The sequence below is a fragment of the Palleronia sediminis genome (assembly GCF_004358695.1).
Taxonomy (GTDB): Bacteria; Pseudomonadota; Alphaproteobacteria; order Rhodobacterales; family Rhodobacteraceae; genus Palleronia; species Palleronia sediminis.
Genome location: NZ_SNAA01000003.1, coordinates 200558 through 214911, shown reverse-complemented (window position 1 = coordinate 214911; position 14354 = coordinate 200558). Strand labels below are relative to the sequence as shown.

At 69.6% G+C, this 14354-nt stretch carries 9 protein-coding genes and 2 tRNA genes; 6 read left to right on the top strand and 5 right to left on the bottom strand.

The genetic code is table 11. The features are described 5' to 3' along the window. Positions 1-286: 286 nt before the first annotated feature. Complete coding sequence (locus tag E2L08_RS04780; RefSeq protein WP_133395916.1) at positions 287-2680, bottom strand: ATP-dependent helicase; 2394 nt, start codon at positions 2678-2680, stop codon at positions 287-289. A gap of 135 nt (positions 2681-2815) precedes the next feature. Between E2L08_RS04780 and E2L08_RS04775 the strand changes: the two genes are divergently transcribed. The 4 genes from E2L08_RS04775 (at position 2816) to E2L08_RS04760 (ending at position 7310) form a co-directional block, all read left to right on the top strand. After that, positions 2816-3520, top strand: a complete 705-nt coding sequence (locus tag E2L08_RS04775; protein WP_133395915.1) for a ZIP family metal transporter — start codon at positions 2816-2818, stop codon at positions 3518-3520. A 72-nt stretch (positions 3521-3592) separates the two neighbouring features. Then, positions 3593-7039 (top strand): pyruvate carboxylase, encoded by a 3447-nt coding sequence (locus E2L08_RS04770; protein ID WP_133395914.1) that lies wholly within the window; start codon positions 3593-3595, stop codon positions 7037-7039. A 99-nt stretch (positions 7040-7138) separates the two neighbouring features. Further along, positions 7139-7213: transfer RNA gene (locus E2L08_RS04765), tRNA-Gly, on the top strand. A 22-nt stretch (positions 7214-7235) separates the two neighbouring features. Continuing rightward, a tRNA-Gly gene (locus E2L08_RS04760) sits at positions 7236-7310 on the top strand. A 46-nt stretch (positions 7311-7356) separates the two neighbouring features. On the opposite strand, the gene E2L08_RS04755 is transcribed toward E2L08_RS04760, so the two are convergent. From E2L08_RS04755 to E2L08_RS04745, 3 genes are all read right to left on the bottom strand, one after another. Then, positions 7357-8040: an ABC transporter ATP-binding protein gene (locus E2L08_RS04755; protein WP_133395913.1), complete on the bottom strand. Its 684-nt coding sequence runs from the start codon at positions 8038-8040 to the stop codon at positions 7357-7359. Then, complete coding sequence (locus tag E2L08_RS04750) at positions 8033-9328, bottom strand: lipoprotein-releasing ABC transporter permease subunit (protein ID WP_133395912.1); 1296 nt, start codon at positions 9326-9328, stop codon at positions 8033-8035. Before E2L08_RS04750 ends, E2L08_RS04755 begins: the two co-directional genes overlap by 8 nt. 152 nt (positions 9329-9480) lie before the next feature. Beyond that, positions 9481-10119, bottom strand: coding sequence for a DUF2268 domain-containing putative Zn-dependent protease (locus E2L08_RS04745; protein WP_168771046.1), 639 nt, complete (start codon positions 10117-10119; stop codon positions 9481-9483). Between the two features lie 105 nt (positions 10120-10224). On the opposite strand from E2L08_RS04745, the gene E2L08_RS04740 reads away from it, so the two are divergent. Together E2L08_RS04740 and E2L08_RS04735 are read left to right on the top strand one after the other, a co-directional pair. After that, entirely contained in the window at positions 10225-12039 is a 1815-nt protein-coding gene (locus E2L08_RS04740) for an aminopeptidase P family protein (protein WP_133395910.1), read from the top strand. Between the two features lie 122 nt (positions 12040-12161). Further along, positions 12162-12503: a DUF427 domain-containing protein gene (locus tag E2L08_RS04735; RefSeq protein WP_133395909.1), complete on the top strand. Its 342-nt coding sequence runs from the start codon at positions 12162-12164 to the stop codon at positions 12501-12503. Positions 12504-12532: 29 nt separating this feature from the next. On the opposite strand, the gene E2L08_RS04730 is transcribed toward E2L08_RS04735, so the two are convergent. Then, positions 12533-14221 (bottom strand): chloride channel protein, encoded by a 1689-nt coding sequence (locus tag E2L08_RS04730; RefSeq protein ID WP_133395908.1) that lies wholly within the window; start codon positions 14219-14221, stop codon positions 12533-12535. Between the last annotated feature and the right edge of the window lie 133 nt (positions 14222-14354).

Below are 14354 nucleotides of genomic sequence, written 5' to 3'. Positions count from 1 at the left end.
CTCCTCCCTTGGGCGCACGTATGATCGCGGCGGCGCCGACCTCCTCCCCGGTGCCGCCGCAACAGTTTCCCGGTTACGCGCACCCTCTCCTCCCTTGGGTGCACGTAAGATAGCGGCGGCGCCGACCTCCTCCCCGGTGCCGCCGCAACAGTTTCCCGGTTACGGGCGCCCTCTCCTCCCTTGGGTGCACGTAAGATAGCGGCGGCGCCGACCTCCTCCCCGGTGCCGCCGCGCATCTTCTCTGTTTCCTGAAATACTCACGGGCGCGACGCCCGGCCACCGCGCGTCAGAACGGCACGTCGTCCGCCGCATCGGCCGGGACGACGTAGCGGCCGACGACCTTCTTGGTGCCCGCCTTGTCAAAGGCGATCCCGAGCTTGTCGCCCTCGATTCCCTCGACCGTGCCGTATCCGAACTTGGTGTGGAACACCCTGTCCCCCTCGGAAAAGGCGGAAACGGCCTGCGCGTCGATCACCATCTCGCGGGTTTCGCGCGGCTGGCTCATCGGGCGCGACTGCGCGCGGGCCTGCAGCCGCCGCCAGCCGGGCGAATTGTAGACATCGGCGCGGCTGGCCTTGTCGTGCAGGTCGCTGGCCTGGCCCGTCATGATCTGGGGCGACGCGCTCGCGGCCATTCCCGCCGCGCCGAAGCCGCCGCCATAGAGGCCCGGCGGGGTGAGAACCTCGACGTGATCGGCGGGAAGCTCGTCGATGAACCGCGACGGCAGCGCCGATTGCCATTGCCCGTAGACGCGGCGGTTGGCGGCAAAGCTGACGGTCGCAACCTCTTCGGCGCGGGTCAGGCCGACATAGGCGAGGCGCCGTTCTTCCTCTAGGCCCTTGAGCCCCGATTCGTCCATGGAGCGTTGGGACGGGAAAAGCCCGTCCTCCCACCCCGGCAGAAACACGGCGGCGAATTCCAAACCCTTGGCGGCGTGCAGCGTCATCACCGACACGCGATCCTCGCCCCGGTCCTTCTCGTTATCCATGATCAGCGCGACATGCTCGAGAAACCCTTGCAGGTTCTCGAAATTTTCCAGCGCCTTGACCAGTTCCTTGAGGTTTTCGAGCCGTCCGGGCGCCTCGGGCGTCTTGTCGTTCTGCCACATCGCCGTGTAGCCCGATTCGTCGAGAATGCGCTCGGCCAGTTCGACATGGCCGGTCTCGGGGTCGCGCACCGCGTCGTGCCAGCGGTCGAGCCCGTCGACGAGGCGGCGCAGCTCGGCCCCGCCCTTGCCGCCCGGCCCCCCTTCGGAGAGCAGGATCCGCGCGCCGTCGAGCAGCGAGGCGCCATGCGCGCGGGCGGTGGTCTGGATCCTTTGCTGGGCCTTGTCGCCCAGGCCCCGCTTGGGCGTGTTCACGATCCGCTCGAAGGCGAGATCGTCGTCGGGGCTGACGGCGAGGCGGAAATAGGCCATCGCGTCGCGAATCTCGAGACGTTCGTAGAATCGGGGACCGCCGATCACGCGATAGGGCAGCCCGATGGTCAGGAACCGGTCCTCGAAGGCGCGCATCTGATGGCTGGCGCGCACGAGAATCGCCATCTCGTTCAGGGCGATGGGGCGCATGCCGCGCGTGCCGCGCATGGCGGCCTCGATCTCCTCGCCGATCCAGCGGGCCTCTTCCTCGCCGTCCCAATGCCCGATGAGGCGGACCTTTTCGCCCTCGGTCTCGGCCGTCCAGAGCGTCTTGCCCAACCGCCCCTCGTTGGCGTCGATCACGCCGCTCGCCGCGGCGAGGATATGCGGGGTAGAGCGGTAGTTCTGTTCCAGCCGCACCACCTTGGCGCCCGGAAAATCCTTTTCGAACCGCAGGATGTTGCCCACCTCGGCGCCGCGCCAGCCATAGATCGACTGATCGTCGTCGCCCACGCAGCAGATGTTGCGATGACCCTGCGCGAGCAGGCGCAGCCACAGATACTGGGCGACGTTGGTATCCTGGTACTCGTCCACGAGGATATAGCGGAACCAGCGCTGGTACTGCGCGAGCACGTCATCATGCGTCTGGAAGATCGTGAGCATGTGCAGCAGCAGGTCGCCGAAATCGACGGCGTTCAGCTCGATCAGGCGGCGCTGGTAATAGTCGTAAAGCTCGGTGCCGCGATTGTTGAAGGCCGACGCCTCGGAGGCGGGCACCTTTTCGGGCGTCCAGGCGCGGTTCTTCCAATGGTCGATCAGCCCCGAGAGCTGGCGCGCGGGCCAGCGTTTCTCGTCGATATTCTCGGCCGCAATCAACTGCTTGAGCAGGCGAAGCTGGTCGTCGGTATCGAGGATGGTAAAGTTCGACTTGAGCCCGACGAGCTCGGCATGGCGGCGCAGCAGCTTGACGCAGATCGCGTGGAAGGTGCCCAGCCACGGCATCCCCTCGATCGCATGGCCCATGGACCGGCCGACGCGATCCTTCATCTCGCGCGCGGCCTTGTTGGTGAAGGTGACGGCGAGGATCTCGTTCGGCCGGGCGCGACCCTGAAGCATGAGGTGCGCGATTCGCGCGGTCAGCGCCTTGGTCTTGCCGGTGCCCGCCCCGGCCAGCATCAGAACGGGGCCGTCCAGCGTCTCGACCGCCTCGCGCTGCGCGGGGTTGAGGTCGTCGAGATAAGGCGCGGGGCGCGCGCCCATGGCCCGTTGGGACAGGGGAACGGCGGCCGCCTCGAAGGCATCGTCTTCGTCGAACTGACTCATGGCCGACAATCTAGACCGGGACGCGCCCGAACGGAAGGGCGCGTTCGCGCTCCGTTCCGCATGTTGCGGCGGCCCGCCCGGAACGCGGCCCCGGCGGTCCGCATTTCCCACCCGGATCGACCGAAGGGAAGCACCATGCTGCTGGCCATTCTCTATTCGACGCTCGCCGGCGCGACGATTCCGCTGGGCGGCTGGCTCGCGATGCGCGGCTGGCCGCCGGCAAGGGGCGCCCGCGCGACCGAGATCACCCATGGCGTCATCGCCTTCGGCGGGGGCGCGCTGGTCGCGGCGGTGGCGTTCGTGCTGGTGCCCGACGGCGCCGAAAAGGTGCCGGTGTGGCTGGCGTTGGCGGCTTTCGCGGCGGGCGGCGTGTTCTTTCTGTGGCTCGACCGCCGGATCGCGCGTTCGGGCAGCCAGAAATCGCAGCTTGTCGCGATGCTGTCGGATTTCATCCCCGAGGCGCTGGCGCTGGGGGCGCTGATGGCCTCGGGGGGGTCGCGGCTGTTGATGGCGCTGCTCATCGCGCTTCAGAACCTGCCCGAGGGATTCAACGCCTTTCGCGAAATGGAAAAGGGCGGCGGGCATGACCGCGGCCGCACCCTGAAGATCTTTGCCGCGCTGGCCTGTCTCGGACCGGTGGCGGCGGTGCTGGGCCATGTCGTGCTGTCGGATTTCGACGGCGTGCTGGGTACGGTCATGCTCTTCGCGGCGGGGGGCATCCTTTACCTCGTCTTCGAGGATATCGCCCCGCAGGTGCGGCTCGAGCGCGATTTCCTGCCGCCGCTCGGCGCCGTGGGCGGGTTCGCGCTGGGCATGGCGGGGCATCTGATCCTGCCGTGAGGGCAGGCGCGGCCCTTGCCCGTGCATCGGCTTGACCCTACGCTTTGCCGCGACTGCGAAAGGCGCACCCCCATGACAGAATTCGACAAGATCCTCATCGCCAACCGCGGCGAGATCGCCATACGCGTGATGCGCGCGGCCAACGAGATGGGCAAGCGGACGGTCGCCGTCTATGCCGAGGAGGACAAGCTGAGCCTCCACCGCTTCAAGGCGGACGAGGCCTATCGCATCGGCGCGGGGATGGGGCCGGTCGCCGCCTACCTGTCGATCGACGAGATCATCCGCGTGGCCCGCGCCTGCGGCGCCGACGCGATCCACCCCGGCTATGGGCTGCTTTCGGAAAACCCCGATTTCGTCGATGCCTGCACCGCCGCCGGGATCGCCTTCATCGGGCCCAGGGCCGAGACGATGCGACAGCTGGGCGACAAGGCCAGCGCCCGGCAGGTAGCCATCGCCGCGGGCGTGCCCGTGATCCCGGCCTCGGACGTGCTGGGCGAGGACATGGCCGCCACCCGCGCCGCCGCCGGGGACATCGGCTATCCGCTGATGCTCAAGGCCTCGTGGGGCGGCGGCGGGCGGGGGATGCGCGCCATCTCGGGGCCGGACGAGCTGGAGGAAAAGGTGCTGGAGGGGCGGCGCGAGGCCGAGGCGGCCTTTGGCAACGGGGAGGGATATCTCGAAAAGATGATCCTGCGCGCCCGCCATGTCGAGGTGCAGATCCTCGGCGACCGGATGGGAAACATCTATCACCTGTGGGAGCGCGACTGCTCGGTGCAGCGGCGCAACCAGAAGGTCGTCGAGCGTGCCCCCGCCCCCTATCTCTCGGGCGCGCAGCGCGAACGCATCTGCAACCTCGGCAAGAAGATCGCCGAGCATGTCGGCTATGAATGCGCCGGCACCATCGAGTTCCTGATGGATATGGAAACGGGCGAGTTCTATTTCATCGAGGTCAACCCGCGCGTGCAGGTCGAGCACACCGTCACCGAGGAAGTGACCGGCATCGACATCGTGCGCGCCCAGATCCTGATCGCCGAGGGCAAGTCGCTGACCGAGGCGACCGGCACGGCCAGCCAATACGACGTCGCGCTGTCGGGCCACGCGATCCAGTGCCGCATCACCACCGAGGATCCGACCAACAATTTCATCCCCGATTACGGCCGGATCACCGCCTATCGGGGGGCGACGGGCATGGGAATCCGGCTCGACGGGGGCACGGCCTATTCGGGCGCCGTCATCACGCGGTTCTACGATTCGCTGCTGGAAAAGGTCACGGCCTGGGCGCCGACCCCCGAGGCCGCCATCGCACGGATGGACCGCGCCCTGCGCGAATTCCGCATCCGCGGCGTCAGCACGAATATCGACTTTGTCATCAACCTGCTGAAACACCCCACCTTCCTGTCGAACGAGTATCACACCCGCTTCATCGACCAGACGCCCGAGCTGTTCGATTTCCGGCCGCGTCGCGACCGCGCGACCAAGCTGCTGACCTATATCGCCGACGTGACGGTGAACGGGCATCCCGAGACCGAAGGCCGCCCCCGCCCCCATGCCGAGGCGCGCGCCCCCGTGCCCCCTGCCCTGCGCGCCGAAAGCCCCGCGCACGGAACCCGCCAGATCCTCGAGGAGGACGGACCGCAGGCGGTGGCCGACTGGATGGCGGCGCAGACCCGCCTGTTGATCACCGACACCACCATGCGCGACGGGCACCAGTCGCTGCTGGCGACGCGGATGCGATCCATCGACATGATCCGCGCCGCGCCCGCCTATGCGGCGAACCTGCCCGGCCTGTTCTCGGTCGAATGCTGGGGCGGCGCGACCTTCGACGTGGCCTATCGGTTCCTGCAGGAATGCCCCTGGCAGCGCCTGCGCGACCTGCGCGCCGCTATGCCGAATGTCATGACGCAGATGCTGTTCCGCGCCTCGAACGGGGTCGGCTATACCAGCTATCCCGACAATGTCGTCGCGGGTTTCGTCGCGCAGGCGGCGGCGTCGGGAGTGGACGTGTTCCGCGTCTTCGACAGCCTCAACTGGACGCCGAACCTGCGCGTCGCCATGGATGCGGTGAACGAGGCCGGAAAGCTCTGCGAGGGCTCGATCTGCTACACGGGCGACATGTTCGACCCCGACCGGGCGAAATACGACCTCAAGTATTACGTCGCCATGGCGCATGAGCTGAAGGACGCGGGCGCGCACGTGCTGGGGCTCAAGGACATGGCGGGGCTGCTCAAGCCGCGCGCGGCCGCGGTGCTGGTGCGCACGCTCAAGGACGAGGTGGGCCTGCCCATCCACCTGCACACCCACGACACGGCGGGCATCGCCTGCGCCACGATCCTCGCCGCGGCCGAGGCGGGGGTGGACGCGGTCGATTGCGCCATGGACGCGCTGTCGGGCAATACCAGCCAGGCGACGCTCGGCACCATCGTCGAGGCGCTGCGCCGGACCGACCGCGATACCGGGCTCGATATCGACGCGATCCGCGAGATCTCGAACTACTGGGAGGCCGTGCGCGCCCATTACGCGGCCTTCGAGAGCGGAATGCAGGCCCCCGCCTCCGAGGTCTACCTGCACGAGATGCCCGGCGGGCAGTTCACCAACCTCAAGGCGCAGGCGCGCTCCATGGGGCTCGAGGAGCGCTGGCACGAGGTCGCGCATACCTATGCCGAGGTGAACCGCATGTTCGGCGATATCGTCAAGGTCACGCCGTCCTCCAAGACGGTGGGCGACATGGCGCTGATGATGGTGAGCCAGGGCCTGACCCGCGCCGAGGTCGAAGACCCCGCCACCGACGTCACCTTTCCCGATTCGGTGGTCGAGATGATGCGCGGCAGCCTTGGCCAGCCCCCCGGCGGGTGGCCGCGCGGCATCCGCGACAAGGTGCTCAAGGGCGAGACCCCGATCGAGGGGCGGCCGGGCGCGCATCTGGCGCCGGTCGATTTCGAGGCCGCGCGCCGCGATGCCGCGCAGGCCGCAGGTGGGGTCGCGATCGACGACGAGGATTTGATGGGATACCTGATGTATCCCAAGGTCTTCGCCGATTACCGCCGCCGCAACGAGGAATACGGCCCGGTCCGCACCCTGCCCACGCAGACGTTTTTCTACGGGATGCAGCCGGGCGAGGAGATCTCGGTCGAGATCGACCCCGGCAAGACGCTCGAGATCCGTTGTCAGGCCGTGGGCGAGACGAACGACCGCGGCGAGGTGCGGGTGTTCTTTGAGCTGAACGGCCAGCCCCGCGCCGCCCGCGTGCCCGACCGCAAGCGCGCCGGCACCCGCGCCGCCGCGCGCAAGGCCGAGCCGGGCAACCCCGCGCAGATCGGCGCGCCCATGCCCGGCGTGGTGGCCACCGTCGCGGCCGAGCCCGGCAAGCACGTGCGGCAGGGCGATCTGCTGCTGACCATCGAGGCGATGAAGATGGAGACCGGGCTGCATGCCGACCGCGACGCGGTCATCAAGGCGGTACTGGTCACTCCCGGCGCGCAGATCGACGCCAAGGACCTGCTGATCGAATACGAGACCTGACACCGGGCCGGGCGGCGCGCGGACGCCGCCCGCTTTTCCCGGTCGAAAGCCCTTGCACCCGCGGCGCGGCGGCGATAAATCGCCCCCACCCAACGGTAAGCGGGCGTAGCTCAGGGGTAGAGCATTACCTTGCCAAGGTAAGGGTCGGGCGTTCGAATCGCCTCGCCCGCTCCATTGGGACCGACAGACTGGCAGCGCGGGCGTAGCTCAGGGGTAGAGCATTACCTTGCCAAGGTAAGGGTCGGGCGTTCGAATCGCCTCGCCCGCTCCAGTCGTCACGGTTTCCCGTATCGTCGAAACCCATGCGGCGGCGTCGCTCAACCCGCCTCGACCAGCCGCCCGCCCGACAGGCGCACCTGCCGGTCCATGCGTCCGGCCAGCTCGAGGTTGTGGGTCGCGATCAGCGCGGCCAGCCCCGTCTCGCGAACCAGTGTCATCAGCGCCTGATAGACCGTCTCGGAGGTTTCGGGGTCGAGATTCCCCGTCGGCTCGTCGGCCAGAAGCAGGCGCGGCGCATTGGCCAGCGCCCGGCACAGCGCGACGCGCTGCTGCTCGCCCCCCGACAGGGCCGAGGGGCGGTGATCGGCGCGGTGCTCGACCCCGACCGAGGCGAGCAGCCGCATGGCCCGCGCCCAAGCCTCGGCCCGCGCGACACCATGGGCCAGTTGCGGCAGAACGACATTCTCGGCCGCCGTGAACTCGGGCAGAAGGTGGTGGAACTGGTAGACGAACCCCACATCGGCGCGGCGCGCGCGGGTGCGGCGGCGGTCGGGCAGATCGGTCATGTCTTCTCCGCCCAGCCAGACGCGGCCGGCATCGGGCGTGTCGAGCAGCCCCGAGATATGCAGCAGCGTCGACTTGCCCGCCCCCGAGGGTGCGACCAGCGCCACGACCTCGCCGCGCGACACGGTCAGATCGGCATCGCGCAGCACCTGCACCGCATTGGGCCGGCCGGGGTTGTAGCCCTTGGCGATCCCGTCGAGCCGCAGAACCTCACTCATAGCGCAGCGCCTCGACCGGGTTCATCCGCGCCGCGCGCCGCGCGGGAAAGATGGTGACGACAAAGCTGAGCCCCAGCGACAGGGCCACCGCCGACAGCACGTCGCCCGCCTGGAGCTTCGCCGGCAGCGCATATATCCCCCGGATCGACGGATCCCACGCGCCGCCGCCCGACAGCCAGTTCACGGCCGAAAAGATCGGGTCGATATAGATCGCGAAGAGAACGCCGAGGATCACCCCGAACAGCGTGCCCAGCACCCCGGTCAGCGATCCGCAGATGAAGAACACCCGCAGCACCGACCCTTCGGTCAGGCCGACGGTACGCAGGATGCCGATGTCGCGGCCCTTGTTCTTGACCAGCATGATGAGCCCCGAGACGATGTTCATCGAGGCGATCAGCACCAGCACCGAAAGGATCACGAACATCACGTTATCCTCGATATCGAGCGCGCGCAGGAACGACCCGCTGGCATCGCGCCAGGTCCAGGCCAGCGCCGCGCCGCCCGCCGCGTCGAGAATGGCGGGCACGGCGGCATCGACCGCGTCGGGCTCGTCGAGCATGACCTCGATCTCGGTCGCGGCGTTATCGGCGTTGAAATAGGTCTGCGCGGCGGCAAAGGGCATGTAGACCCGCGTGCGGTCGATATCGTAGCGCCCGGCGGTAAAGATATAGACGACCTCGTAGGCCGAGACCCGCGGCGAGGTGCCGAAGGGCGTGCGCGCCCCGTCGGGCGAGATCAGGCGGATCGTGTCGCCCACCCGCGCGCCCAGCTCGCGCGCGACGCCCGAGCCGATGGCCACACCCTCGATATCCCCGACGCCGAACCGATCGAGCGTGCCCTCGGCCTCCTGCGGCTCGGCCACGCGGGGCACCTGCGCGAGATCGGAGGCGCGGATGCCGAACACCTCGACCCCGGCGTTCCGGCCGGCGAGGCTCGCCATGACCTGCCCGCGGACCAGGGGCGCCGCGGCGCTGACGCCGTCTATTGCGGCGATGCGCGCGGCCCGGTCGTCGTAATCCTCGATCTGCGCCGTGCCGCGGCCCGCGGCCGAATAATCGGCCTCGTAGACGGTGACATGGGCATTGGCCCCGAGGATCGTGTCGACGAACTCGGCCCGGAACCCCGCGCGCACCGACAACGTGGCGATCAGCGCGAAGACGGCGAGCGTGATGCCGATGAGGCTGATCCAGGTCATGCCGCTCACCCCGCCCTCTGCGCGGCGCGCGCGCAGGTAGCGCCAGGCGATGAGCCATTCGAAACGCGAGAACGGTGCGGGAGAGGCGGCCACGGCGGGGGCTCCGGGGTTTGGCGATGCGCCGGAGCCTTGGCGGCTTCGCGCCCGGCCGTCAAGCCGCGCGCGGGCGGACCCCGCGCCTCCGCCCCCGTCTTCTCTTTTCCAAATACCCATATGCGGCCGGCGACAGGCGGCGCGTCCGCCGGTCAGGCGGCTTTCGGCCGAAAGGCCTCGGCGGGCCAGTTGGCCGCGGCGGCGGGGGTGATCCCCTCGCGCTCGAGCACGGCGCCGACCAGCCGGAAGCCCAGCGTATGGCCCGCCCAGCGCGCCCGCCCGCCCGCGCCATAGAACCATTCGGCATGATCATAGCCCGGATCGTCCCAGGCGCTCAGCGCCTCGGACATGGGCGGGTCGATCTCGTCGTCGTCATAGGCCTTTTCCCAGGGCGCGGCCGGGGGGCCGAAGGCCTGTTTCGCGAATTGCCCGGCCAGCCCCTCGCTGACCAGCGCCTCGCCCAGCGTGCGACCGTAGCCCGGCCCGTCCCAGCGCATCGAGTGGTGCATCCCATGCGCGAGCGACCGCTGGAACACGCCGTTGGGGTTGCGCGTGATCTCGGGATTGGCGGGATCGACCGTGATGAAGATCTGCCCCGCGCTTGGCGAATGGCCCAGATGCCCCAGCTCGGGCACGACCTCGGTGCCGGGGCGGATGACGATATCCACGGGGCCGGGATCGCAGATGGCGCGGATGCGCGAATCGGCATCCTTCACGATCCGGGCGAGCCAGGCGCGGTTGGTGCGCAGACGCCCGCGGGCGTCGAGGAAATGCAATGTCGAGGCGGTCATGGCCCCTGTCTGGTTCGCCCCGCGCGCTGCCGCAACCCTGACCTTGCGGCCGCGCCCGATCCGCGCGACTTTCCGCCCGCCCCTTCCCTGCACGGACCAAAGGCCATGTTCCAGAGCTTCACGATCGACGCCCCGTCCGAGCCGCATGGCGACCGTATCGCGCGGCTGCGCGAGGGGATGCGGGGGGACGGGCTCGACGCGTTCCTCGTTCCGCGGGCGGACGCCTTCCAGGGCGAATACGTCGCCCCCTGCGATGCGCGGCTGGCCTGGCTCACGGGGTTCACCGGCTCGGCCGGGATCGCCGCCGTTACGGGCGACGCGGCCGCGCTGTTCGTTGACGGGCGCTATACCATCCAGGGGCGCGAACAGGCCCCCGAGGGGGTCGAGATCGTCGACTGGCCGGCGACGCGGCCGGGCGAATGGCTGGCCGGACGGCTGGCGCGCGGCGCGCGGGTGGGGTTCGATCCGTGGTTGCATACCCGTTCCGAGATCGACGCGCTGGAAAAGGCACTCGGCCCCGATATCGCCGCGGTGCCCGTGGGGGCGAACCCGGTGGACGCGGCCTGGCCCGACCGCCCCGCCCCGCCCCGCGGCGCGGTCACGCGCTGGCCCGACCGGCTGGCCGGCCGCACCCGCGCCGAAAAGACCGCGGGGATCGCGGCCGATCTGCGCGCGGCGGGGCAGGATTGGGCGGTGCTCAGCCTGCCCGACAGCATCGCGTGGCTGCTTAACATCCGCGGCAGCGATATCCCGCGCAACCCGGTGCCCCATGGGTTCGCTATCCTCGAGGCGGCGACGGGCGGCGTGCGGCTGTTCATCGACGCGGCCAAGCTGGACGCGCTCGGCGGGGCGCTCAAGGGGGTGGCGGTCTTTCCGCCCGACGCGATCCTTTCGGCGCTGGCCGAGCTCTCCGGCACGGTGCGGCTCGACCCCGACAGCGCGCCCCATGCCTTCGGGCGGGCGCTGGAACAGGCGGGGCTGCGGATCGACTGGGCGCCCGATCCCTGCCTCTTGCCCAAGGCGCGCAAGACCGATGCCGAGATCGCGGCGACCACGCAGGCGCATCTGCGCGACGCCGCGGCGATGTGCCGGTTCCTGCACTGGCTCGACGGGCGGCTGGCCGCGGTCTGCGACGGCACCCCCCTGACCGAGATCGACGCGGTCCGCGCGCTCGAGGGGTTCCGCGTCGATACCGGCGCGCTGCGCGATATCAGCTTCGAGACCATCGCGGGGGCGGGGCCGAACGGCGCGCTGCCGCATTACCGGGTGAGCGAGCGATCGAACCGCGCGCTCGCGCCGGGCGAGCTTTTGCTGATCGACAGCGGCGGGCAATACGAGGACGGGACGACCGACATCACCCGCACCTTTGTCGCCGGGCGCCCCGATGACGACCAGATCGACAGCTATACCCGCGTGCTCAAGGGGCTGATCGCCCTGTCGCGGGCGCGGTTCCCCAGGGGGCTCGCCGGGCGCGATCTCGACCCGCTGGCGCGCGCGGCGCTGTGGCGCGGCGGCAAGGACTACGCCCATGGCACCGGCCACGGCGTCGGGGTCTACCTGTCCGTCCACGAAGGCCCGCAAAGCATCAGCCGGCGCGGCAAGTTGCCGCTCGAGCCGGGCATGATCGTGTCGAACGAGCCGGGCCATTACGTCGAGGGACGGTTCGGCGTGCGGCTCGAGAACCTCATCGTCGTCGTGCCCGCCCCGCGGATCGAGGGCGGCGACGCGGGGCGGGACATGCTGGCATTCGAGACGCTGACATGGGTGCCGTTCGAGCGGCGGCTGATCGACGTGGACGCGCTGTCGCCCGGCGAACGCGCCTGGATCGACGCCTATCACCAGGGCGTCGCGCATCGCATGACGGGGCGGCTGCCGCCCGAGGTCGCCGATTGGCTGGGGCGGGCCACGCGCCCGCTTTGAGGCCCGCGTTGCGCCGCCGGGGTTTGCTGCTAAGGTTCGCGGCGCCGCCTCCCGCGCCGCCTCCGCGATCCGTCGTCGGGCCGCTCGGGCGCGCGCGGCGCGCAACAGGGAACGAGGGACGCATGAGCGGCGATATCAGGATCGAGAAGGCCGAAGGCACATGGGTGGTCCGCGCGGGCGGCGCCGTGGTGGGCGAATCGCAGGACGCCAAGCTGCTTTACGAGGACGACCGACCGTTCATCGTCTATTTCCCGCGCGAGGATATCGCGATGGCGTTCCTCGACCCTTCGGAGAAACGCACGCATTGCCCCCATAAAGGCGACGCCACCTATTTCTCGATCCAGTTGAAAAGCCTCGTCGTGCAGGACGCCGCCTGGAGCTACGAACACCCCAGGGACAAGGTGTCGCAGATCGCGGGACATCTCGCCTTCATGCACGAGAACGTCACGGTCGAGCGGGTCTGACCCCGCCTGCACCGCGCCCCGGCCGGCCGTCAGGAATGTTCCTCGGCGGCGGTCGCGGCCAGCGCGCGGTTATAGGCCCTGAGCGCGTCGAGATGGAACAGCGCGCCCAGGATCTCGGGCGGCTCGCCCGGCGCGCCCATGCGCACCACCGGCAAGAAGGGCCGGTTCGTCGTCTCGAAGATCGGCATGGCCATCTTGAGCGTGGCGTTGCCCTCGACAAAGATGCCCTCCTCGATGGCCTGCCAGATCGCGTCGTCGGGCGCGGCGCGGTCGTGGTCGGGGGTGCGCATGACGTTCTGCACCCGGAACATCGACAGCAGGTAGGCCTGAGGCCCCGCCGAGACGCCGATATTGCGCCGCTCGAGCTGGGTGAGAAAGAACGACCGGTGCACCAGCCGCGACGCGACCGCCGACGAGATCGAGACCGCGACCATCACGGCAAGCCCCGTCTGCCAGTCTCCGGTCAGCTCGAACACGATCAGCGTGGTCGAGATCGGCGCGCCGAGAACCGCGGCGGCCAGCGCCCCCATACCCGCCAGCGCGTATAGCGTCTCGGACCCGGACTGGTCGGGAAAAACCGAGGTCGCGACCAGCCCGAAGGCTAGCCCCACCAGCGAGCCCAGCATCAGCGAGGGCGAGAATATCCCGCCGCCCATCCGTCCGCCCATGGTGATCGCCACGGCCGCCGTCTTGACCGCGGCGAGCGTCACCGCCGTTGCAAGGGTCAGCTGCCCCGTCAGCGCCTGCGATGTCGTCTCGTAGCCCACGCCGATGATCTGGGGAAAGGCCAGCGCGATGACTCCCAGCAGCGCGCCCGCCAGCATCGGGCGCAGCGGCCCCGGCAACCTCAGCCGGGCCTGCGCGGCATTGCCCAGATCCTCGACCCAGAACACCGAGCGCATGAGCACCACGGCCATGAGCCCGCAGACCAGCCCGAGCAGGAGAAAGGCCGGAAGCTCGGTGTAGAAGGCCAGCGCGCCCGGCTCGGTCAGGGTGAACTCGGTCACGTCGCCGAACTCGAGCCGGTTGATGACGGTGCCCGCCGCGCTGGCGATGACGATGGGGGCAAAGGCATGAAGCGCGAAATGGCGCAGCACCACCTCGAGCGCGAAGAGCGCACCGGCGATGGGCGCGTTGAAACTGGCCGAGACCGCCGCCGCAACCGCGCAGCCCAGCAGGTCGCGCGCCGTGATCCCGCGCGCGGCGATGGCATCGTTGACCCATGTGGCCAGCACCGCCGCCATCAGGACTACCGGCCCCTCGCGTCCCGACGACCCGCCCGAACCCAGCGTGATGAGCGAGGCCGCCGTCGAGGCGACGCCCGCCCGGGTCTCGACCCGGCCATCGCGCAGCGCCGCGCCCTCGATCACCTCGGCGACGGAATGAACGCGCCCCTCGCGGGTGAACCGGTGCAGGATCAGCCCCACGACCAGCCCGCCCAGCATCGGCCAGAGCACGACGAGCTGCCACGGAAGCTCGCGCGCGGCGGTGGTCAGGCGCTGCACCTCGTCGACATCGTAGAGCAGCGTCTGAAGCGCCTCGATGCCCTTGCGGAAGAACAGCGCGGCAAAGCCCGAGGCGATCCCGATGCCCAGCGCAATCAGCCAGAACTGCACCTGCCCCGGCCCGCGGTCGCGCAGCAGGTTCCACCCGCTCCGCGCCCGGACGAGCAGCGGCGCCAGCCGCGAAGCCTGCGATCCGGGCTTGACCCCTGCCATGTATCGCCCACTATCCCCCAGCTATTCCAAGGCGTTAGTTTACATAGGTCACAAGGCGATGCCAGACGGAGCACAGCCGGGCGGCCCTCTCGCGCGCCGCAGCGGCGGATGAGCGGCGGGCGGGGCGCCTCGG

Coding starts and splice junctions, on each gene's coding strand:
- E2L08_RS04740 (WP_133395910.1), top strand. CDS start 10,225: ATGTTCCAGAGCTTCACGATCGACGCCCCGTCCGAGCCGCATGGCGAC.
- E2L08_RS04775 (WP_133395915.1), top strand. CDS start 2,816: ATGCTGCTGGCCATTCTCTATTCGACGCTCGCCGGCGCGACGATTCCG.
- E2L08_RS04730 (WP_133395908.1), bottom strand. CDS start 14,221: ATGGCAGGGGTCAAGCCCGGATCGCAGGCTTCGCGGCTGGCGCCGCTG.
- E2L08_RS04735 (WP_133395909.1), top strand. CDS start 12,162: ATGAGCGGCGATATCAGGATCGAGAAGGCCGAAGGCACATGGGTGGTC.
- E2L08_RS04755 (WP_133395913.1), bottom strand. CDS start 8,040: ATGAGTGAGGTTCTGCGGCTCGACGGGATCGCCAAGGGCTACAACCCC.
- E2L08_RS04770 (WP_133395914.1), top strand. CDS start 3,593: ATGACAGAATTCGACAAGATCCTCATCGCCAACCGCGGCGAGATCGCC.
- E2L08_RS04780 (WP_133395916.1), bottom strand. CDS start 2,680: ATGAGTCAGTTCGACGAAGACGATGCCTTCGAGGCGGCCGCCGTTCCC.
- E2L08_RS04745 (WP_168771046.1), bottom strand. CDS start 10,119: ATGACCGCCTCGACATTGCATTTCCTCGACGCCCGCGGGCGTCTGCGC.